We start from the raw sequence: 22,318 nt of genomic DNA, 5'->3' as shown, positions 1-22,318 counted from the left end.
TTTTATTTTGGTCTTTTGCCAATATCTTGTGAAGCATTGAAAACTGCTTTTACAAAAATGAATTTGTTGGTTTCATCAATTTGATAAAAAATAATGTACGGATATTTTGAAAACGTAAGACCTCGAAAATCTTTGTAATAAATTTGGAAAAAAGGTTTTTGTACAATTTTCTTTAAAGTCAATTCATAATCCGCGACGAAATTCTGAGCCACTTTTAAAGAAGCTTCTTTTCTGTAATAAGCTACAGCTTTTCTTACTTCGGCTTTTGCTACAGGTGAAATTTTGACATTATAAGCCATATTCTTTTTTCAATTCAGCTACGAAAGCATCATTGTCCTGATATTCTGAGATAGGCAAATCTTCTTGGGCATCCAATATTTTCTTTTGTTCTTCGGAAAGTTCGAATATACTGGTTTCCTCAGCAATATTTGGATATTGTTTTTTCAATTTTTCCCATTCCTTGATGGGGATGAAAACGCCCGTTGGTAAGCCGTTGTGGTCTTCGATTACTTGTGCTTTCATTGTTCCGAATTTTCAGTGAATCATCTTCTATCAAAATTACAATTTTTTATTAAATCAAAAAGCCTTTCAAAGTTTTAACTCCGAAAGGCTTTTGTTATGTTGAATTTAAGAATTTTAAATCTCTTTAAACTGCAAATTCTGCTCTTTGATTTGTTGCGCTTCCAACTCTTTATAATAACCAGTTTCCAGTTTTTTATAAATTGATTCGAAAGCTTCAAGTGTTTCGTTGATCTCAGCATCTGTGTGAGAAGCGGTTGGAATCAATCTTAGCAAAATCATTCCTTTTGGAATTACCGGATAAGAAACAACTGATGTGAAAATCCCGTAGTTTTCTCTAAGGTCTCTCGCCAAAAGCATTGCTTCAACAGGATTTCCCTGGATGAAAACTGGTGTTACACAAGTGTTGGTGTCACCAAGATTGTATCCGATTTTCTTAAGTCCACCTTGAAGTTTTTCGACATTTTCCCAAAGTTTTGCTTTGATCTCTGGTCTCGATCTTAGAAGTTCCAATCTCTTCAAACCTCCGATTACCATTGGCATTGTCAAAGATTTTGCAAAGATCTGAGATCTAAGGTTGAATTTCAGATAACGGATAATTTCTTTGTTTCCTGCTAGGAACGCTCCGAAACCAGCCATAGATTTTGCGAAAGTAGAGAAATAAACATCGATCTCATCCTGACAACCTTGCTCTTCTCCAGCACCAGCGCCAGTTGCACCAAGTGTCCCGAATCCGTGCGCATCGTCCACCAAAATTCTGAAACCATATTTTTCTTTAAGCGCAATGATCTCTTTCAATTTCCCTTGCTGACCTCTCATTCCGAAAACACCTTCTGTGATTACCAAGATTCCACCTCCAGTTTCTTCGGTCACTTTTTGAGCTCTTTGAAGGTTTTTTTCAAGACTAGCGATATCGTTGTGTCTGTAAGTGAATCGTTTTCCAGAGTGCAATCTTACACCATCCACGATACAAGCGTGAGAATCTACATCGTAAACGATTACGTCATTTCTGGAAACCAAAGCATCGATACAAGACACCATTCCCTGGTAACCAAAATTCAGAAGATATGCTGATTCTTTCTGAACAAATTCTGCCAATTCTCTTTCCAACTGCAAATGCTGATCGGTCTCGCCAGACATTGCTCTCGCGCCCATTGGATAAAACATGCCGTATTCTGCAGCCGCTTTTGCATCGGCTTCCAAAACCTCAGGATGGTTGCAAAGACCCAAATAATCATTGGCACTCCAGAAGATCACGTCTTTCCCTTGGAACTTCATTCTCGGGCCAATTGGACCTTCCAATCGTGGGAAAATATAATAGCCTTCTGCATAATCTGCAAATTGTCCTAGAGGACCTGGATTCTGTTTTATTCTTTCAAAAATGTCCATTTTTCTAACTGATATTTTTTGATTTACTGAAAAAACCTTTTGTCTTTCCAAAAGGTTTATTAATATTTTGAATTGTTATTTGATAATTTCTGTTTTGAAGATCTCATCGTAATTGTGGAAACAATTGTTGATAAAACCTTGCTCTTCCATCCATTTGTCGCTGTAAACTTTGGTGATGTAGCGTGAACCGTGATCTGGAAAAATTAATACAACCAGGTCATCGTTTTTGAATTCGTGTGAATTCGCATATTGAATCAAAGCTTGAGTTACTGCGCCTGTAGTGTAACCTCCCATAATTGCTTCCTTCAAAGCTATTTCGCGGGTTCTGTAAGCGGACATTTCGTCATTTACTCTGATGTATTCATCAATTTTATCGAACAAAAGCGCACCTGGAATCAGGTTTTTTCCAAGACCTTCTATTTGATAAGGGTGAATCTCTGTTTTGTTTATCTTTCCTGTTTCGTGGTAAGTTTTCAGGATCGATCCATCTGCATCTACACCGATTACTTTGATGTTAGGATTTTGTTCTTTCAAATATTTTGCAGTTCCGGAAAGTGTACCTCCAGTACCTGTACAAGCAAAAACGTGCGTAATTTTTCCATCAGTCTGGTTCCAAAGTTCAGGTCCAGTCGTTTGGTAGTGCGCATCAATATTCAATTCGTTGAAATATTGATTGATGTAAACTGAGTTAGGCGTTTCTCTTGCAATTCTTTTTGCAACTTCGTAGTAAGACCTTGGGTCATCTGCCGGAACAGAAGCTGGGCAAACATAAACGGTTGCTCCCAAAGCTTTAAGATAGGCGATCTTTTCCGCTTTTGTTTTATCACTTACGGCAAGGATGCATTTGTAACCTTTTACGATACAAACCATCGCTATAGAAAATCCGGTGTTGCCGGACGTGGTTTCAACTATGACAGAATCGGGTTTGATCAACCCTTTCTTTTCTGCATTTTCTATGATGTGAAGGGCAATCCTATCTTTCGTAGAATGGCCTGGATTATAAGACTCCAACTTAGCGTATACTGTCGCAGGAATGTCCTTGGTAACGTGATTCAATTTGACCAACGGGGTGTTGCCAATCAAACCAAGAATATTATCGTATACATTCGTCATTTTATATCATTTTTTCTCTCAAAAACTGTCTGCAAAAATAAAAAAAAAATTGCAATGTTTTTTAGTTTTCACATACTAATATGGTATAAGTCTGATATATTGTAATTTAATCCGTGAAAAATCCTTATTTTATATTAAATTCTAAAGTTTAATTTTTGTTAAAAGCATCGATAACTAATTCAAAAATGTTAATTTCGCCGATATTTCTTGTTACAATATGAAGAACTGGGCTTTTAAACAATGGAACACCATTCTCGGATGGGTCGTTTTCGCAATTGCATTCATTACCTACCTATCAACCATCGAACCTAATTTTAGTTTTTGGGATTGTGGAGAATATATCTCTTCAGCCGTAAAATTGGAGGTAACGCACGCACCTGGAGCAGCTTTGTTTCAATTGGTTGGCGCTGTGGCAGCCTTGTTTGCTTTCGGTGACGGGCAAAATTATTCCTTGGTCATCAATGCGATGTCTGCGTTGTGTAGTGCGTTCACCATTTTATTTTTGTTCTGGACGATCACACATCTTGTAAGAAGATTATTAAACAGAGAATTCGAAAACATCACGATTGCAGAAGAGATCGCAACATTGTTTGCCGGAGCCGTTGGTGCTTTGTGTTTTACATTTTCGGATTCATTCTGGTTCTCAGCTGTAGAAGGCGAAGTTTATGCAATGGCAAGTATGTTCATTGCTTTAATCGTTTGGCTGATCACTAAATGGGAAAACGAATATCTGGAGAAAGATAATGAGCGTTGGATCATCCTATTGTTCTTTATCATTGGATTGTCAGTCGGTGTTCACATGATGTGTATGTTGGCTTTGCCAGCGGTTTGTCTGATCTATTACACAAGAAATTACAAGTTCACTTGGAAGTCATTTTTGATTGCCAATGCAGTAACTTTATTAATATTGATCATCGTTTTCAAGATCATTTTCCCTGTGATTATGACCTTGTTTGGGAAATCTGAGGTGTTCTTTGTGAACGGTTTAGGATTGCCTTTCCACTCAGGGACAGTTTTTGCCTTTGTGATTTTGATCGTTCTTTGTTATTTATTGATCACTTATACAAGAAAAACAGGAAAATCGCTTTATCAAACCATTGCTTTGTCCGTAGTTTACATGATGATTGGATTCTCTTGCTGGTTGGTGATTCCAATCCGTGCAATCGCAAATCCACCAATGAACCTGAATGATCCCGACAATGCTTTAGGAATGTTGGATTACTACAACCGTGAGCAATACGGTGATTGGCCAACTTTGTACGGCCAAAACTACACTGCGTATCTCGATCCAAACGGAATTCAGAAAAATGAGGATGGAAGTTACAAAACAGTAAAAACGGGTGATACTTATGAGAAGGATCCTGTAACAGGAAGATATCGCTTGGTAGGAGAGAAGTTCAATTATGTTTTCAGCCCCGAACAAGTGAGTCTTTTCCCAAGGATGTTCAGCGAAGACAAATCAGTGATGCCAAATTACATCTCCATGTATGGCGCGCCAGATTTCACCTTCAATTATGGAAATGAACAAGTGTCAGAAAGTGCAGAGGCCAAACAATTCTTTGATGAGCTTCGTCAGAAATATGAGAATGGAACCATCAAGATGGACGATTATCTCAAGGCCAAGCAATTCGGAATTATCAATGTTCAGCGTCCAACTTTGGCTCAGAATATCGATTATTTTATCACATTCCAGAATTATTTCTACTTCGTAAGATATTTGCTTTGGAACTATTCCGGAAGACAAAATGATGTCGAAGGTCACATGGAAAATACCAACGGAAACTTCATCACAGGAATTCCGTTCATAGATAATAATCTTTGGGGTGATCAGTCAGAGATGCCTGCCAAGTTCCAAAATGAAAGTACCGTGAAGTTCTTCATGTTGCCATTGATCTTAGGAATGATCGGATTCTTTTTCCAACTAAATCGAGATTTCGGAAGATTCTACGCAATATTATCATTATTCATTTTAACAAGTGTGATGATCGTCTTCTACACAGGAATGAAACCGTTCGAGCCGCGTGAAAGAGATTACGCCATGGTAGGCTCCTTCTACGCCTTTGCGATCTGGATAGGATTAGGAGTTGCCGCGATCTATTGGTTGCTTCAGAAGAAAGTTCAAAACAAAGGTGCGCAGATTGCGATTGGCGTGGTGCTATTAGGAATTCCTTTGATGATGGGCTTCCAAAACTACAATGTCCACGACAGAAGCGAGAGATATGCCGCTTACGATTACGCCTATTCAAGTCTTAAATCCCTTCCGAAGAACGGCATCATGTTCGTTTACGGAGACAACGATACTTATCCAGTTTGGGCAATCCAAGAAACGGAGGAGTTCCGTAGAGATGTGAAGGTGGTGAATTTCACCCTGCTTTCCACACCTTGGAATATTGACCAAGTGAAGAGAAGAACCTACGATGCGATGGCGGTTCCGTCCACATTGGCGCACGAAGATTATCGTGAAGGTTCCAATGATCAGGTTTTCCTAATGTCAAAAGACGATTGGGCCAATATCTTTGCAAATATGAAAGATGCTGGTGCTCCAGACACGCAGTTTGCACAGTTCAGAAAATACCTGACCCAGGATTCGATCACTTTGAAAGAAGCCGTGAACTTCTTGAAAATGAAATCACCTGAGAAAGATGAGATCGTGAAGATGATCTTTGGAGAAGAGCGTTACGAGAAATTCAACTTCCTTCCGGTTTCCAAATTCGTGCTTCCTGTGAATGTGAATAACGCCGTGAAAGCAGGCATCATCACACCAGCAGAAGCTCAGAGAGCAGAGAAGCAGATCGTCATCAATTACAAAGGAACCAGCATGTTCAAAAATAACATGTTGATGATGGACATACTTGCTAACTTCGATTGGAAACGCCCGATCAACTTCTCAAGCGGCGGGATCTACGACCCAAGCAACCTGTTTTTCCTTTCCAATTATTTAAAATATGATGGTCACAGCTACAGATTGGTGCCTATAAAAACCGAGGAATCCGTAGATGGCGAACTTGGAATGGTGAATGCAGACGAACTTTACAAAACGGTGAAGAATTACAGATGGGGGAATTTCAAAGACCTGAAAACCCATTTCGACGAAACTTGCACCCAGAATATCGTGAGCTACAGATCATCCGCAAGCCGTGCTGCAGAAGCATTGGTCTTGAAAGGTGACAAGAAAAGAGCCATCGAAATATTAGACCTGGCAAACCGCGAGATCCCAGTTTCAAAGTATAACGACCCAAGATCATTGAGTTCCATCGTTTACGCTTACATCGTAGCTGGACAGGAGCAGAAAGGTCTCAAACTGGCAGAAGAACTCAAAAAAGGGATCTTTGAAGAGTATGATTACTACACCAGATTGTCACCTAAGTTCCAGGTTTATGCAGGCCGCCAGATGAGGACCAAACCAATGGAATATTCACTTATAGTAGGTGCGGTTTCCGATGCGTACAACAAGATCGGACAGAAGGAAAAAGGCTATGCTTACCTTGTCAACTCACTCAATGTGATCGATAAAAGATTCAATGGTTTCATCAAGGACCTTCAGGAGATGGGCAAAGAGAAGGCTTTCAAAAAGGCAGAAGATGTGCAGAAAGTCACTTCGTTCTACTCTTATCTCTTCGATATCATGAAGGATTACGACACGACCTACGAAGCCGAAAAGATGGACCAGATCACAAAACAATTGATGAAGGTTACACAATAAACAAAATCAAACGTCTCGAATTTTCGGGACGTTTTTATTTTATAATGTTGAAAATAATTTAGGAGCTTTAAGACTTTGTCGAATAGGATTAATGGAAAGATTTAGGAGCTATTTCCCGCTTTCCGTTGCAATCTTTTTTGCATCAGGTTTTGTCAAAATATTCACCGAAGTACAAGCAAAAAAGGATTTCCTCTACAATCGGGGCTATGGGTTTCGACTTCAAATTAAATGTTGTCCATCAATAGAAATTTTACGACAGGAAGTAGTAATTTCGCTATCAACCATCAACCATCAACCATCAACCATCAACCATCAACCATCAACCATCAACTATCAACCATCAACCATCAATTATGAAAAACTTCTGTGCTTTTCTCCGCGGCGTCAACGTCAAAGGAACCAATATGAAAATGGCCGACGTCTGCAAAGTTTTCTCAAACGCAGGTGCCGAGAATGTTTCCTCCGTTTTGGCTTCAGGCAATATCTTATTTCAGTCAGAGAAAGATGCGGTGGAGTTGAAGTCGATTTTGGAAAAGGAAATGTCTGAGCATTTCAGTTATGACGCTTTTCTATTCATCAAAAATGAAAAAGAGATCAGCGATATTTTCCAAAATGATCCATTTCCCGTCATCGATGATTTCCACAATTATGTTTTCCTGGGAAGTGAAAACGTAGAACAGACTTTGTTGGAAGAATTTGAAAAATCAAGTAAGGCTGAAGGTGAGAAAGGTAAAATCGTCAACAACATATTCTACTGGCAAGTTCCGAAAGGACAAACCTTGGATTCGACATTCGGAAAGATCCTTGGCAGAAAAAGTTTAAAGGATAAAATGACCAGCCGGAATATCAATACTTTTGAAAAGATCATCAAGAAATTTTAGAACTATCATACTTAGCAATAATTAAAGTTGATTTGTCATTCCGTAGGAATCTCGATCAGCACCGTTGAGATTCCTGCGGAATGACAAAAACCAAGTAAGGATTAAATCACAGAGCAAAAGTTTTCTCTTTAATCCGTATATTTGTAATCAAATTTTAGAAAATTTTCTATTCTAAAATTTAATTTAAAATCAAAGAATAATGATACAATACTTAGATAACATTCATCACAAAGATTCCAAAAAATTCTTCCTGATCGCTGGACCCTGCGCCATCGAAGACGAAACAATGGCTTTGCAGATCGCGGAACACATCGTGAAACTTTCTGATAAATATAATATTCCTTACATCTTCAAAGGGAGTTTCAAAAAAGCAAATAGAAGCCGCATCGATTCTTTCAGTGGTATCGGCGACGAGACAGCTTTGAAGATCCTGAGAAAAGTAGGAGAGACGTTCAACGTACCTACAACTACAGACATTCACGAGAATGCTCATGCGGCTTTGGCAGCAGAATATGTGGACGTTTTGCAAATCCCAGCTTTTCTGGTAAGACAAACTGACCTTTTGATTGCTGCGGCAGAAACGGGGAAAGCCGTGAGTCTTAAAAAAGGACAATTCCTTTCTCCAGAAGCGATGAAATTTGCAGTTCAAAAGGTGAAAGATTCCGGGAATGACAAAACTGCGATCATCGAAAGGGGAAATACCTTTGGTTACTCCGATCTAGTAGTTGATTTCCGTGGGATCCCGACGATGAGAGAATATTCGCCAGTGATCTTGGACGTGACGCACTCTTTGCAACAACCCAATCAGAATTCTGGTGTCACAGGTGGACGCCCGGAATTGATAGAGACGGTTGCGAAGGCAGGAATTGCTGTTGGAGCAGATGGCTTGTTCATCGAAACACATCCGGATCCTTCCATCGCGAAATCAGACGGTGCCAATATGCTGAAGCTTGACCTTCTTGATGGCCTGCTTGGTAAGCTAACGAGAATCAGAGAAGCAATTCTATAAAATGAAAGTCCGGTAATTCCGGACTTTTTTGTTGGCAGTTTGGTGGGAAATTTAAAATAATTACTTAAAATTTCATAATTGATAGATAATTAGCTACAAACAATTCAATTTTTTGTACAACAATTATAAATATTCTTTCGTTCTTTAGATTAATTGTTATTTTTGCCTTTCTAAGATTCAATTTTCAAATATAAATCGAAAAAAAATTACAACTTTGAAAAACTATATTCTCTTCATTCTTTTCTTCTTGCCACTTGCGGCATTTTCTCAAATCAATCTAAAAGTTCTGGACGAAGACGGGAAACCAGTTTCCGAAGCCAACGTCACCTACAACAATCAATCTTATCAAACGGATAAAAATGGTTTCATCAAAGTGCCGCTTTCAGATTCTGAACAGACATTAACTGTACAAAAAGAGAACTTCAAAGGTTTTTCCAAAGTCATCAAAACCTCTCCGAAAACCCAAGGTGTCAACGTTTTGTTTTTCCCTATTGGAAAGGAAAATGAGATACAGGAAGTAGTGTTTCAGAAAAAAGCAAAACGAACCAATGATATCACTTCTGTGGAGATCTCTGCAAAAGAGGCGAGAGAAGTAGCGTCATTATCTGGTGGTGTGGAAGGCCTTTTGAAAAGTTTACCATCCGTGAACTCCAATGCTGAATTGAGTTCGCAATACATGGTAAGAGGTGGAAGTTACGATGAGAACTTGATCTATATTAATGATATCGAGTTGTACCGTCCATTTTTAATTAGAAACTCTTTGCAGGAAGGGATGAGTATTGTGAATCCGGATATGGTTTCCACGATCAACTTCTCTGCTGGTGGATTCGAGCCGAGATATGGCGATAAAATGTCATCTGCACTGAATATTTATTACAGAAAACCAGAAAACTTCGAAGTTTCTGGTGAAGCAAGTTTGATCGGTGGAAGATTGACCACTGGTTTTGCATCAAAGGATAAAAAATTCACAGGAATAATCTCTGGCCGATACAGAAATACGAATCTAGTTCTTAACACTTTGAACGAGGATACAGATTTCAACCCGAGATACATGGATCTTCAGACCTATCTGAATTATCAGTTCAATGACAAATGGTCTTTGTCTTTCTTAGGCTATTATGCAAAGAACGATTATCAGATGTATCCGAAAGAGAAAGAAGTGGATTTTGGAAGTGTTCTGCAGCCTTTGAAACTGACGGTTTTCTACAACGGTCAAGAGGATGACCAGTACAAAAACATGATGGGAACGGTAAGTGTGAACTTCAAGCCTAGCAAAAAATGGCAGTTCTCGTTGGATAACTTTGCGTATCAGAACAGAGAGAGAGAATATTATTCCATCGCATCTGGTTACATCCTGGAAGCTTTTGATGAGGAAGGAAATCCAGTCGCAGGCTACGACGCAGGTGGACAGATCGATCATGCGAGAAATGACTTATTAGTAAGAGTCGCGGGTTCACAGTTCAGAACTAAGTTTTCTCCAGACGTGAACACAGACTTTGAAGTTGGTGTGAAGTACGAGAGAGAGACCATCAAAGATTTCACGAACGAGTGGCAGTTTGTAGATTCTATCGGTTACAGCAATCCAAGAGATTTTGTGATCCCTGGAAATCTGGACACTTCAGCTTTAAATTTAAGATATTATATCGCAGGACAAAACGACATCAATCCAACAAGAGTTTCTGCTTATGCACAATTCTCCAAAAAATTCTATTGGGGAAGCAATAGGATCTTTGTGAATGGAGGTGCCAGGATCCAAAACTGGAGTTTCAACAAGGAGACTTTGTTCAGCCCAAGAGCGCAGTTTGCCATCAAACCAAATTGGGATATGGACATGTTGTTCCGAGTTGCGGGTGGTGTGTATTACCAAGCGCCATTTTACAAAGAGATCAAGGATCTGACAGGTGCTTTCAATTCTGATATCACGGCTCAGAAATCTTATCAGATCATTGTTGCCAACGATTACGAATTCAAGATCAAAGAAAGAAACTTCAAGCTGACAACCGAGGCTTACTATAAAAAAATGGAAAACCTGATCCCATATTACATGAACAACGTGAGAGTAAGGTATTCTGGTAAAAATAATTCTGAAGGTTATGCTTACGGTGTGGATGCAAGATTATTCGGACAGTTCGTTCCGGGGATCGATTCTTGGGTTTCTGCGAGTTATGCCAGAGTTTACGAAAACATCGAAGGCATGGGTTACATCCCGAGACCAACGGATCAGCGATTCAAATTCTCTATGTTCTATCAGGATTACATGCCGAAGTTCCCAAGCATGAGAGTGAATTTGACTTTGACCTATGCGAGCGGATTGCCATCAGGAACGCCGGTTTTGTTTGATGCGAACGGATTACCGGATTATTTGGCTGCTTACCGTTATCAGAAGACTTTGCCTTCTTACAAGCGTGTTGACATTGGTTTGACGAAGGTTTTCATCGACCAAAAAGACAACAAGGCCAGCGGAAATTTCTGGGGCAAATTCAAAGAGTTGACTTTGGGTGTTCAGATCTTCAACGCGTTCAATATCAACAATACGATCGCTAACCAATGGATCAGCGATGTAAATGCTTCGCCACAGCTGTATTATCCAGTGCCAGTTAGATTGACAGGAAGATTCTTCAACGTTAAGTTAGAATTTAAACTGTAATAAATCTTCTAAAAAATGAATAAACAACCGGAAAGCCTGGCTCATTTGAGCGATGAAGTGTTGACAAAAAGTTATAAGACAGCGAAAGGTATTTTGATAGGATTTATCGTTATTTTCGTTTTGCTGTTTGCTACAGCTATCTTCATTACCATTAAAAAAGGTTTTGGTGTCTTTACAATTTTGCCAATCATTTTTATGTCGGTTTTGATGAGTAATATTACCAATTTTACCAAGTTAAAAGAAGAGATGAAAAGCAGGAATTTACCTATTTAATTTTTGTTTCTAAATAATATAAAAAAGCTTCCCAATCGTGGAAGCTTTTTTAATTTGAGATCAAATGTATTTCAAATTGAACTTTTCAGAGACAGCGATTTCGATAAGAAAATTCTTCACCGCAAAGTTGGACTTCAAATTGTAGTATGTCGTGAAATATTTCCAAATGAAAAACTCAGACAACCTTTCGAAATTGTCAAATGAAGCGCTGCTGAAAACCCTGAAAAATGCAAAAAACCAGTTTATTGGCTTTATGATATTTTTTGTGTTGCTGGTGGTTGGTTGCAACTATTTCACGATTACCAAAGGATTTGGGATTTATACGATGGTTCCTGTCATCTTCATTCCAATCATCATTGCTAATATTTTCAATTATGGAAAAATTAAGCAGGAGGCGAAAATCAGAAAATTGATGTAATTCTTATCGTTTTAGAGATCAAAGTTTTTTACATCCTCCAAAGACTCCATTTTGATTTGATGGCAGATGGATTCAAAGCTTTGATTTTATTATAGAAGTCAAGAAAACTCTTGTTCCAGATTGTATAATTGTGAGCGAATTTGAAAATTAATTCTCTGTTCTCAGTCTTGATTTTGACCTGCCAAATAGTTCTATTGTTAATATTGATTGCAGTTCTGCTCAGTTCCGTGATGTCTTTCAAATTGAACTTTGCCGTTTTATTTTCTGGGTTGATGGCATAGAAATAATCATTGTCGAAGTAAAATTCATCATCACTCAATAGTTTTTTTTCCAATCCGAATAGAAATGGGCTTGTTGAGATTTTATTTAAATTGTTGATGTTGGAATTGCCGTAAACGATATTTTGATTTCTCGGTTTGAAGTTCATAAAGTACTTTTTGTAGATCTGTCGAACAATTAGAACCGAAAAAATAAGTCCTGCGGCCAAGATTATGATCAGATAGTTATCGCTTGTCGAATCCATTGCCAAAGTAGCTGTTACGATGATAATGACGTAGAAGATGGCAATTAAGATGATCCGTTTAATCATTCAATTTGATTTTTAAATTCTAAACTGACCTCTCCATTTGCCAGTTCATTGATCAGAATAATGAGATTTGATGCAGATTCTGTTTGAAAAGTTGGGATGACATGCCTTTTCCCGCCAGCGAGAATGACATCGTTTTTTTCTCCAATTTTTGCTGGCTCATTCCTGATTTCTTGCCAGGAACTCGCGAAACTGTCTTCCATAGAATCTCTACTTACGATGCCTTCCTTAGTGATCACCAATCCATAAACACCACCAAAAAAAGGCTTGTCCACGATACCAAATTGGATATTGGAAAGATTGTATTTTTCAGCAAATTTTTTCAGTTTTTTCTCGTCTTGAGCATAGCTTTTCAAAGCAGGTTGCAATCCCAAGTCTCTTATCCTATCATTTACATTGGTTGATTTCAGAATTTCATCAGGCAAAGAACTCAGTTGTTGTAAACTTGGAAGTACAAGGTCCAAAACGTTTTTCAAAGCCGTTTGCATACCTGATAATTGCTCACCAGGAATAGATAATTGATTTTTTTTGATGAAATCTTCCCAGATTGATGGTACAATGTCGTCCACATTTTGTCTTTTGGTGAATGATGTACTTTGCGCAGTTTCAGCTTTCCCTATGACGGAATAATCTGTTTGAATCAGTACTCTGAGATTGGTGATGAGAAAACCAACGCTGTCTCTGGTCCCCGTAAAGATTGTTTGCGCATGCATTCCTATAAAGGCTAGAATTTCTTCATTCGGGAGAATTCCTGCGGGTTGCAATATTTGCTGATTGGCCAATGTTAGAATCTCTGCATTATCTTCCCAAACTGGATGAACAGTGGTAGGAACAAACAGGATCTCTTGTACAGATCTCGTTGCATTTTCTAAATAATTAATTAAGTCTTTTTGTAAATTTTCCATATTTGTTTATTTTAAGATTGATTTAGGTTAAAGTTCTTCCCAACCATCAAGTTGTGGATCATACTTCGCGAATTCATCTGTATCGGATATCTAACTTCCACACGCGATGTAGCACAAGGGCAAACCATCAATTATGTCCGGATCTTCATCGGTACCTTCAAAGAAAACTTTGTCACCAAGTTCCTTATTGGCTTGTTGATTATGGGTCTTGAAAAGAAACTCCAAGGCTGTGAAATTTTCTCCATTATCAGCTTTCAGATGGGATGTGATTTCGACCTGAAACATTCCTTCGTCGCTGTTTTCTTCATCAAAGGCATCTTCTTCATCAAGTAAAGTTTCGTTGTCCAAAAGTTGTGAGGCGTCAGTGATCCACGCTTCGTAATGGATTTGGAGTTCTGGAAAGTCAAAGACAATTTCATTCGGTTTCCATTTTTCATCGGTTTTGTAAATGGCTTTTTGGTAATCGATTATTTCTTGATTGAATTCTTTTTGGTTGGTGTAGGTTTTGTCTGAAAAGCTCCACGCAATTTCGTTTAGTGTCATGATCTGGTTTTATTTAATGGGTTATTTTCTTGATAGGTCAGTGATCAAAAGTTCGTTGTTGAGTTTCAGTTTTTCGATGATTTTTTCAGTTTTGTAGGTTTTGGGATTTGGCGCAGAATGTGTCGAAATACACCTTCATTGATTCTGCATTTATGACATCCCAACTAGCAGCTTCATCTTCGGTAAATTGTTTTTGATAATCTGTGATATTCATCTTTGAATTTTTTTTAGTTCATTCATCAATTTATTTCCACTTTTCGTACCATTTTTTTTCTTCTGGCGTAAGTAGATTCACGTTGGGAATATATTTCGGGTCAGGAATATACCAGTCGAGGTCTTCATAATAACTTTTCAATTCAGGATTTTGGAAAATGTAGCCTCGTCTTGCAAACGGAAGATTTTTCAGAAGCTTTTTTTGAAACTCCGTTTTTGGCTCGGCAATATTTCCAGATTGATAATAGGAATGTGGCAAATATGCAAAATCCTGAACGCCAATAGAATTGACCGCATACACAAACAAATCTCCATTTGGCTTAAAATTAATTTTCTTAAAAATAACCTTCCCTTTTTGAATGTGAAATTTCAAAGCATCTCTTTCTATGAATGAGTTCGGTGCTCCTTTTACATTTTCAGTTTTTCCAACGCCGTCGATTTTCCATTCACTGGCATCTTTAAAAAAACTTTTGTTGATGGAGAACGTTTCAAAATCGCCATTGTCTATGATTAGTGTGAAATCATCAATCTGATTGTTTCCCCAACGTTTCGCCGGAGAAAGTGCGTACTCAAAATCGTAATTGTAGTCAATAGAACCAGAAACATCGTACTTGTAAGTATGCCTGATGATATTCAGCCCTTTTTTGAAATGGGCTTCAAAATGATAGACGTAGAAAAAATCCACGTAGTTTCCGCTTTTGTTTCCTTCAAAATTCTTAAAATCGATAGCCTTGATTTTCCCAGATTTATTGTACAAACTGTCAAAAACATAGGCGACTTTGTAGTTTAATTTTGCTTGATTAAGTTCCACCGTGAAGTCGCTCATATAAGGATGTTTCCCATTTTTCGGAGCGCCTTCCACATCGCCTTGCGGAGAGAAAGCTTCGAAACCGACAGTCAATGTTTTGGCTTCTTTTGGATTGAAAAATTCGTAGTAAACCGTCACTTCGATATATTGATTCTTGATTTTTTTCAAAGTCAGAATTTCTTTTTTGACCGAAATATCGGTTTCAGAAATCGGAATGAGTTGGTTTCCTTTGGCGAAAAACGCACCATCATTTGCCAGGATTAAATTGGGCAAAAGCATTAATAAAATTAAGAGTGCAAGATTTTTCATTCTTTTGTTTTGATTAATGAATATATCAAAAATTTCTTTTGCTTTAATGTTTTTCTAAGGAATTGTCGAAGTGATGGTTCTGGAAATTAGTTTGTTATCCTTCACGCAAAAGATAATATTGTAACTATCTCCACCGTCGCCCGCATTGAAAGTAATGTACAAATCACCTTTTTTTCCATTGTAAACAACCGAATTAGTAACTTCAATTCCCATCAGATTTTTGAAGCTGGTTTTCGGAAAATTGTAAGTTCGATTTTTTGATTTGACAGTTATATTTTTAATTTCCGTTGTGTCTCCGCCATAATAATTAAAAACTTTCTCGCCATCAATTTCGTAAAATCCCTTGTCAGATTGGGTTATCTGATGTTTAGATTTATTGAAAGTTTGGGTTTCTATAATAATTTCAACATCTTTATTTTGATGACTAACTTTGTGTGGATTCAATTCTTTACTTTCAAATTTTGGCAAACTTTCCAGTTCTACCAATCTGCTTTTGTGAATATAACCTGTTTTCTCTTCACCTTCAAACTTCAAAAAGTCCGATTTTTTATTGATGTTAACGGGAAATTTTACAGCAATCCAATCCTTCGATTTATTCTCTTCATCCTGCACATAACTGTCAATCGCAAAAACTTGATGATCTACAATTTTCCCAATGATTTTGGAGTTTTGATCCGCTTTTTCTCGCACATTGGTGTAGCCATCATTATCATCAATGATGCAAAGTTGCGCTTGATAAACTCCAGTGAAAAGAAGAGAAATAAATAATAATATTTTCATATTATCAGATGATTTTATTTGAAGTTATTTCAAATTTACAACAAGATATGTTCCACTCAGAAATGATTTTCAGAATGTTATGAGAAAATAAAAATAAAATGATTTGTCTTTGGAAAAATCCCTAAAAATAAGATCTGATAAATCTCAATTTGTGCGTGTGCTTATTTTGGTCTTTGTTGAAAATCCCTGAAGAATCCAAACTGTCAATCCGCACTTTTCCGTGCGCGTGAATAATTTTTTGATCGGCCAAAATAAATCCAACGTGAATAATTCGTCCTTCTGAGTTTTCAAAAAATGCCAGATCACCAGGTTTTGCTTCTTCTATGAAAGTCAAAACTTCGCCGTGTTCCGCTTGCTGATAAGTATCTCTCGGGATTTTGATGCCATGAATTTTGTAAATGATCTGTGTAAATCCACTGCAATCGATCCCGAAAAAGCTTTTTCCGCCCCATAAATAAGGAACGTTGAGAAATTCTTTCGCGCAGTTCACAATACTTTCGCTGAGGTCGTGGCCACGTGTAGGAGAACTCGTTTCGAAAGTCACTTCAGCGCCCATTGATAAAAGTACTTTTCCACTTTCCGTCATCGTCGATTGGAAAGCTTCCTTGATGAGATTGGTTTTTCTCGAGGCTAAATATTCGTCGGAAACGGGCGTGATCTGCTTGGTATCCATCCAAGCTTCGTAGTTGTCGTAATGCGTGCGGATTCTTGTCCAATTATTGGAAACATCGATGATGTCGGCAGATTCGCCGTACAGAAGTTGTGTTACGATCTCACTTTTGTCGGAGCAATCTGCTCTCAGCGGAGCGATGGAAACGTTGCAAATTCCTTTGTTCATTTGTTGTGGATTACGAATTTAAAAGTACGAATTTTATTTCTTTCTAATGAGATGCAATCCGTCTCGCAAAGGTAAGATTAGATTTTCGAAATCGGGATCTTCGGTCACGATTTTATTCACGAGTTTGATCTGTTCTGTCTGCTTGTCCTTTGGATTATTCTCCAGGACTTTTCCGTACCAAAGCACGTTATCTATAAGGATGATGCTTCCAGAACGCAAGTTTGGTTTGATGAGTTTCAGATATTCCAGATAGCTTTCTTTGTCCGCATCGATGAAAATAAGGTCCCAAGTTTTATCCAGTTTTTTAATCTCTTCCTTTGCGTTTCCGATGATGAATTCGATTTGGTCTTTGTAATCACTTTCAGCAAAATATTTTTTTGGAATGTAAGATAGATCCTCGTTCTTATCGATTGTGTAGATTTTCCCGTCTTTCGGAAGACCTTCCGCAATACTTAGTGCGGCGTAACCTGTAAAAGTGCCGATCTCCAAAACATTTTTTGGCTGAATGATATGCGACAAAATACTCAACAATCTGCCTTGCAAATAGCCAGAGATCATGTGCGGCTGTGTCGTTTTTTGATACGTTTCTTTTCTTAATTTTTTGAGGATCGCTGGTTCTTGGGAAGCGTTGTCTTCCAGGTAGCGGTCCATTTCTTTGTCTAATTCTTCGAAATAACTCATTCGGAATTCAAGATTTAAAGTTTGAAGTTCAATATTCAAAGTTAATGTAATTTGAAATGATAAACCAAACGTGATTGAAGGTCGTATCTGCAGCCCGACTTGAACGGAGCTCTTTTTGTCATTGCGATTCTAGAAAAGTTCAACTTACGACCTAGCTCTCTTCGCAATGACAAAAAAGCGGGAGTGGAAGGCGGAAAAGCTGCCCAAAATATAAACACAAAAAAACCTTGCCATTTCTGACAAGGTTTTAATTCTGAACTCTGAATGAATCATTTATCATTCATTGTTTATCATTTATTTCTTCACTGGAGCAATGTCCATCAATTTCATAAATTCATCCAATTTTGGCATGATGATGATCTCCGTTCTACGGTTTTCACCTCTTCCAGAAACTGATGCGTTGGTCGTTTTCGGATTGTACTCCGATCTACCACCAGCTGTGATTCTGTTAGGATTCACGCCGAATTGATTTTGCAGAACTTTAGCAACGGCTGTCGCTCTAAGCGCGGAAAGATCCCAGTTGTCTCTCGGTGCGTTGGCGCTGTTGAGTGGCGTGTTATCTGTGTTACCTTCGATCAAAACACTGTAAGTATCATAATCGTTGATCACTTTCGCAACTTTTGCTAAAACATCTGCTGCAGCTGGCTGGATCTCGTACTTCCCAACTTGGTAAAGCATTTTGTCTGATAATGAGATCAATACCACACCTTTCAGCACTTTCACGTCTACATCCTGATCAGCGATGTTGTCAAGAGAACGTTTCAATTTGTTGGACAAAGCCATGTTCAAACTGTCGTTTCTGCTTTTTCCAGAAATCAATTGTTTGATGTAAGCGTTAGAAGCGTTGATCTCGCCTACCAATTTATCAATGTTCATAGAACCTTTTCCTGCATTGGCAAGACAAGCGTCCAGACTGGATTTTAGTGCGCTGTTTTGTCCAACCAAAAGATCATTCTGACCCTTAAGTGAAGAGTTTTCGCCTTTCAGGTCTTGGATCTGGCGCATTCTTTCGCCAGCATCTTCAATACATTGTTTGTAGTTTAGATTAAGTGCGTCAAATTGTTTTTTGCTGACACAAGAGGTAAGGGAAAGTCCCATTACTGCAATTGTCAGAATCTTAAATAACCTCATATTTTAAATATTTATTTGTTTAAATAATAGTTCTGCTCGTGATTTTAACATTTCAAAAGTAAGAATTAATAAACGTATATTTGTGTTTATAACTTAATATTTCGTTATAAAATTGTGTTAAGTCTCTTAAAATTTCAAAACGTTCTTGAGCAATTACAACCTCAGTCGCAGCAAAAAACATACCTTTTAGCGGTAAGTGGAGGCGTTGACTCTATGGTTTTGGCTGATATGTTCCAAGTTTCGGGCGTGAAATTCCAGGTCGCGCACATTAATTATCATCTTCGTAATGAGGATTCTAAGCTCGACCAGAAGCTGGTTTCCGACTTTTGTGAGCGTTGCAAAATTCCTTTTCATCTTTACGAAGTTTCGGCGAAGGATCAAAAGCCGGAAAATTCTATCCAAAATTGGGCGCGGGAATTACGTTATCGTTTTTTCCGGAAAATCCAAAAGGAACAAAATCTCGAATATCTTGTCACAGCCCATCATTTGAATGATCAGTTGGAAACATTTATTATTAATCTTTCGAAGGCTTCTGGAATAAAAGGTTTGAGTGGAATTCCTGCGAATGAAAATAATATCATTCGTCCGCTTCTTAATTTTTCTAAAGATGAGATCTATGAGTTTGCGAAAGAAAATAAAATTGAATATCGGGAAGATGTTTCAAACCAAAAAACAGATTATCTGAGGAATAAAGTTCGGCACCATGTTGTTCCGGAGTTAGAGAAAATCAATGAGAATTTTCTTCAGAATTTTTCAAAAAGTATAGAGATTCTGAATCAGACCAAAGATGTTTTAAATGATTTGGTCAATGAAAAAATCAATGGTTTTGAAAGTAATATTGAAACCGGACAAACTATCATTGATAAAGAGAAATTCTCGAAAGAATCCGATCTACTTCGTTTTGAGATTTTGAAACGATTTGGTTTTAATGATGAAAAAGAAATGCAAAAGATCTTCACGGCACAAACTGGAAGTTCATTTTTCAATTCAGAATATCAATTGACTATTAATAGGAATGAGTTGATTTTGAATCAAAGAATGGAAGATGGAAGATGGATGACGGAAGATGAAGAAATTGCTCTTGAAATCTTTGAGAGGAACGTTTTAATTCCAGAAAATATTAAAAACGAAATCCAAGAATTCGGAAAGTGCAATTGGAAAATCGATGAAAACAAAATCAAGTTGCCTTTGAAACTACGAAAAAAGAAAGAAGGCGATGTGTTTTTTCCTATCGGAATGATTGGCAAAAAGAAGGTCTCGAAGTTTTTTAAGGACGAAAAAATCTCTATTTTAGCCAAGCAAAAAATCTGGCTTCTTTGTGATGCTAATAAGCAGATTATCGGGGTTTTACCTTTTCGACAAGATGGGAGGTTTGCATCAAACGATAATTTGATAAATCAATTAATAATAAAATTGTAAACATATTTTTGTCATTCCGTAGGAATCTCCACAATGCTGAGATTCCTACGGAATGACAAATAGCGTTTAAAAATATATCTAAAATGAAAGACTTAAAACTAGTGTTATCCACACTTTTTATATTCATCATCACCATTTTCAACGCGCAGATCAAGAATCCTGTCAAGTTCAAATTTGATGTGGTTTCTGTTGGCAATGATCAATACGAAGCGGTTCTAACCGGAACTATTGAAGATAAATGGCACATCTACTCCAAAGATCTTCCACCAGATTCTGGAATCCCGACCGAGTTCAAGATTTCTTCGAAAGAAGGAATCCAATTGATTGGAAAGGTGACCGAAGTTGGTAAAAAGCACGACGAGTTTTCAGAAGCTTTCGGAGCGCAGATCGTTTATTATTCGGACAAAGTGGTTTTCAAGCAGAAATTCAAGCCGAAAGATGCTTCGAAACCTGCGACGATCACAGCTGAGATCATGTATCAAACTTGTAATGACAGAGTTTGTCTGGCGCCAAATACATTAGAATTTGAAAAGCAAATTGCTGGAACTGCGACTGCTGTTGCTACCGACGAAAATGTTGAAAAAGCAAAAGATACTATTTACGAAGTCGCTCCTGCAGGAAAAGTAGGAACGATCTTGAAACCGACAAATATTGAACAAACTTCAGCAGCAAAACAAGAGGGCTTGCGTGTCAATTCCTTAGATTTCAAAAATCCATTGACAGATTGCGGAACTGTGGCGCAAAAACCGAATGACGACAATTGGTTGGTTCTCGGACTTGGATTCCTAGGTGGATTGATCGCATTGCTGACGCCGTGTGTTTTCCCAATGATCCCATTGACGGTTTCATTCTTTACCAAAGGCAACAAAGACAAAGCAAAAGGAAAACGAGATGCGTTCATCTACGGATTTTTTATCTTATTGATTTTCGTTTTATTAAGTATTCCATTTCATATTATTGATGGGATCTCAGGGAATATTTTCAATCAGATCTCGACTAATATTTGGCTGAATTTATTCTTCTTTGCGATATTTTTATTTTTTGCCTTAAGCTTTTTCGGTTATTACGAGATCACCTTGCCAAGCTGGATTGCGAATAAATCTTCCAAAGCTGAGGAAGCGGGCGGAATGATCGGGATTTTCTTTATGGCGTTGACGTTGGTCATCGTATCGTTTTCTTGTACAGGTCCAATTTTAGGAAGTTTGCTTGGTGGAGTTGTTGCCGGCGCGACGAATGTTCCGACGCTTTTAACTTTTGCTTTGGGCGGTTTCGGATTGGCTTGGGCATTGGTTTTTGGATTGTTGGCATTGTTTCCTCAGGCGCTTCAAAGTTTGCCAAAATCTGGTGGTTGGATGAACACGGTGAAAGTGGTTCTTGGTTTCATCGAGTTGGCTTTGGCTCTTAAATTCTTATCGAAAGCAGATCTGGTTTCCAAAACTTTCTTGCTAAAAAGAGAATTGTTCATCGCGCTTTGGATCATCATTGCAATTGGTTTGGTTGTTTATCTATTCGGGAAGATCAGATTTCCACACGATGACAAGAAGCCGAAGATCAGTTTAGGAAGAAGGATCCTTGGTGTTTTCGGGATTGTTTTTGTGGTCTATTTGATTCAGGGATTGATACCTTCAGAAAAACCAAAATTACAGATGCTTAGCGGAATTTTGCCGCCGTTGAATGTGAGTTATTTCCACGACGAAAAAGACGGAATCCTTGGTTTGAAACCTTATCACAATTACTTCGAAGCGATTGAGGTGGCGAAGAAAGAAAACAAACCTGTCTTGATCGATTTCACGGGCTACGGTTGTGAAAACTGTAGAAAAATGGAGGAGTTCGTTTGGAGTCAGGATGATATTTTGCCAATCCTTCAAAACGATTTGATTATCGCTTCTGTCTATGTTGATGACAAGGAAGAATTGCCAGCGAATGAGCAGATTAAAATCGATATGGGCGAAGGTCAGATGAAAAAGATCAAAACGATTGGTGACAAATGGAGTTTGTTTCAGCAAGTTAATTTTAATAATAATTCCCAGCCACATTATGTTTTGGTAACGCCGGATCAAAAAGTGATCAACATCCCTGTTTCGGGTTATATGCCAAAAGAGGATTTTAAAAAGTTCTTGAAATGTGGTATTGATTTTTATAAAAATAGGTAG

22 protein-coding genes are annotated in these 22,318 nt (G+C 38.0%); 9 read left to right on the top strand and 13 right to left on the bottom strand.

Annotated elements, in window-relative coordinates; genetic code table 11:
- Positions 1-2: 2 nt before the first annotated feature.
- The 4 genes from BMW39_RS11155 to BMW39_RS11140 all read right to left on the bottom strand — a co-directional run bounded on the left by BMW39_RS11155 (position 3) and on the right by BMW39_RS11140 (position 3,021).
- Positions 3-299, bottom strand: a complete 297-nt coding sequence (locus BMW39_RS11155; RefSeq protein ID WP_034975396.1) for a type II toxin-antitoxin system RelE/ParE family toxin — start codon at positions 297-299, stop codon at positions 3-5.
- Positions 289-522 (bottom strand): hypothetical protein, encoded by a 234-nt coding sequence (locus BMW39_RS11150; RefSeq protein WP_034975393.1) that lies wholly within the window; start codon positions 520-522, stop codon positions 289-291. The genes BMW39_RS11155 and BMW39_RS11150 overlap by 11 nt, the downstream gene beginning before the upstream one ends.
- A gap of 114 nt (positions 523-636) precedes the next feature.
- The gene (locus BMW39_RS11145) at positions 637-1,908 is read right to left on the bottom strand and encodes an aminotransferase class I/II-fold pyridoxal phosphate-dependent enzyme (RefSeq protein WP_034975391.1); all 1,272 of its coding nucleotides are present in this window, start codon (positions 1,906-1,908) and stop codon (positions 637-639) included.
- 75 nt (positions 1,909-1,983) lie between these two features.
- The gene (locus BMW39_RS11140) at positions 1,984-3,021 is read right to left on the bottom strand and encodes a PLP-dependent cysteine synthase family protein (RefSeq protein WP_034975389.1); all 1,038 of its coding nucleotides are present in this window, start codon (positions 3,019-3,021) and stop codon (positions 1,984-1,986) included.
- A 217-nt stretch (positions 3,022-3,238) separates the two neighbouring features.
- Here BMW39_RS11140 and BMW39_RS11135 point away from each other — a divergent pair, with 217 nt between their 5' ends.
- The 7 genes from BMW39_RS11135 to BMW39_RS11110 all read left to right on the top strand — a co-directional run bounded on the left by BMW39_RS11135 (position 3,239) and on the right by BMW39_RS11110 (position 11,952).
- A complete protein-coding gene (locus BMW39_RS11135) occupies positions 3,239-6,724 on the top strand; it encodes a glycosyltransferase family 117 protein (protein WP_034975388.1) in 3,486 nt (1,161 codons plus the stop codon).
- 228 nt (positions 6,725-6,952) lie between these two features.
- Positions 6,953-7,081 (top strand): hypothetical protein, encoded by a 129-nt coding sequence (locus BMW39_RS19610; protein ID WP_262488120.1) that lies wholly within the window; start codon positions 6,953-6,955, stop codon positions 7,079-7,081.
- Positions 7,078-7,605, top strand: coding sequence for a DUF1697 domain-containing protein (locus BMW39_RS11130; RefSeq protein WP_034975387.1), 528 nt, complete (start codon positions 7,078-7,080; stop codon positions 7,603-7,605). The genes BMW39_RS19610 and BMW39_RS11130 overlap by 4 nt, the downstream gene beginning before the upstream one ends.
- 199 nt (positions 7,606-7,804) lie before the next feature.
- Positions 7,805-8,614 carry a 3-deoxy-8-phosphooctulonate synthase gene (gene kdsA, locus BMW39_RS11125; RefSeq protein ID WP_034975385.1) on the top strand — a complete coding sequence of 270 codons (810 nt, stop codon included), beginning with the start codon at positions 7,805-7,807 and terminating at the stop codon, positions 8,612-8,614.
- 442 nt (positions 8,615-9,056) lie between these two features.
- Positions 9,057-11,261, top strand: coding sequence for a TonB-dependent receptor plug domain-containing protein (locus tag BMW39_RS11120; RefSeq protein WP_375600489.1), 2,205 nt, complete (start codon positions 9,057-9,059; stop codon positions 11,259-11,261).
- 15 nt (positions 11,262-11,276) lie between these two features.
- The gene (locus tag BMW39_RS11115) at positions 11,277-11,534 is read left to right on the top strand and encodes a hypothetical protein (protein ID WP_034975379.1); all 258 of its coding nucleotides are present in this window, start codon (positions 11,277-11,279) and stop codon (positions 11,532-11,534) included.
- A 166-nt stretch (positions 11,535-11,700) separates the two neighbouring features.
- Complete coding sequence (locus tag BMW39_RS11110; protein ID WP_034975377.1) at positions 11,701-11,952, top strand: hypothetical protein; 252 nt, start codon at positions 11,701-11,703, stop codon at positions 11,950-11,952.
- 28 nt (positions 11,953-11,980) lie between these two features.
- Here BMW39_RS11110 and BMW39_RS11105 read toward each other — a convergent pair whose 3' ends face one another.
- The 9 genes from BMW39_RS11105 to BMW39_RS11070 form a co-directional block, all read right to left on the bottom strand.
- Positions 11,981-12,541, bottom strand: a complete 561-nt coding sequence (locus tag BMW39_RS11105) for a hypothetical protein (RefSeq protein ID WP_034975374.1) — start codon at positions 12,539-12,541, stop codon at positions 11,981-11,983.
- The gene (locus BMW39_RS11100; RefSeq protein ID WP_034975372.1) at positions 12,538-13,443 is read right to left on the bottom strand and encodes a hypothetical protein; all 906 of its coding nucleotides are present in this window, start codon (positions 13,441-13,443) and stop codon (positions 12,538-12,540) included. Before BMW39_RS11100 ends, BMW39_RS11105 begins: the two co-directional genes overlap by 4 nt.
- Positions 13,444-13,533: 90 nt before the next feature.
- A complete protein-coding gene (locus BMW39_RS11095) occupies positions 13,534-13,986 on the bottom strand; it encodes a hypothetical protein (RefSeq protein ID WP_034975370.1) in 453 nt (150 codons plus the stop codon).
- Positions 13,987-14,071: 85 nt separating this feature from the next.
- Positions 14,072-14,200, bottom strand: a complete 129-nt coding sequence (locus tag BMW39_RS19605) for a hypothetical protein (protein ID WP_260261285.1) — start codon at positions 14,198-14,200, stop codon at positions 14,072-14,074.
- Between the two features lie 30 nt (positions 14,201-14,230).
- Complete coding sequence (locus BMW39_RS11090) at positions 14,231-15,316, bottom strand: YARHG domain-containing protein (protein ID WP_034975369.1); 1,086 nt, start codon at positions 15,314-15,316, stop codon at positions 14,231-14,233.
- Positions 15,317-15,370: 54 nt separating this feature from the next.
- Positions 15,371-16,096 carry a hypothetical protein gene (locus tag BMW39_RS11085; RefSeq protein ID WP_034975367.1) on the bottom strand — a complete coding sequence of 242 codons (726 nt, stop codon included), beginning with the start codon at positions 16,094-16,096 and terminating at the stop codon, positions 15,371-15,373.
- A 121-nt stretch (positions 16,097-16,217) separates the two neighbouring features.
- Positions 16,218-16,934 (bottom strand): C40 family peptidase, encoded by a 717-nt coding sequence (locus BMW39_RS11080; protein WP_034975365.1) that lies wholly within the window; start codon positions 16,932-16,934, stop codon positions 16,218-16,220.
- A 33-nt stretch (positions 16,935-16,967) separates the two neighbouring features.
- Complete coding sequence (locus tag BMW39_RS11075; protein WP_034975362.1) at positions 16,968-17,615, bottom strand: O-methyltransferase; 648 nt, start codon at positions 17,613-17,615, stop codon at positions 16,968-16,970.
- Between the two features lie 294 nt (positions 17,616-17,909).
- A complete protein-coding gene (locus BMW39_RS11070) occupies positions 17,910-18,746 on the bottom strand; it encodes an OmpA/MotB family protein (RefSeq protein WP_034975359.1) in 837 nt (278 codons plus the stop codon).
- A gap of 114 nt (positions 18,747-18,860) precedes the next feature.
- Here BMW39_RS11070 and tilS point away from each other — a divergent pair, with 114 nt between their 5' ends.
- Both tilS and BMW39_RS11060 read left to right on the top strand, forming a co-directional pair.
- Entirely contained in the window at positions 18,861-20,165 is a 1,305-nt protein-coding gene (gene tilS, locus BMW39_RS11065) for a tRNA lysidine(34) synthetase TilS (protein ID WP_034975357.1), read from the top strand.
- An 83-nt stretch (positions 20,166-20,248) separates the two neighbouring features.
- Positions 20,249-22,318, top strand: a complete 2,070-nt coding sequence (locus tag BMW39_RS11060; protein ID WP_034975355.1) for a protein-disulfide reductase DsbD family protein — start codon at positions 20,249-20,251, stop codon at positions 22,316-22,318.

Origin of the sequence: Epilithonimonas lactis, from assembly GCF_900110605.1 — a bacterium.
In the GTDB taxonomy this organism is placed as follows: domain Bacteria; phylum Bacteroidota; class Bacteroidia; order Flavobacteriales; family Weeksellaceae; genus Epilithonimonas; species Epilithonimonas lactis.
Note: the sequence above shows the minus strand (reverse complement) of the source record. Positions and strands in the feature narration are given on the sequence as shown.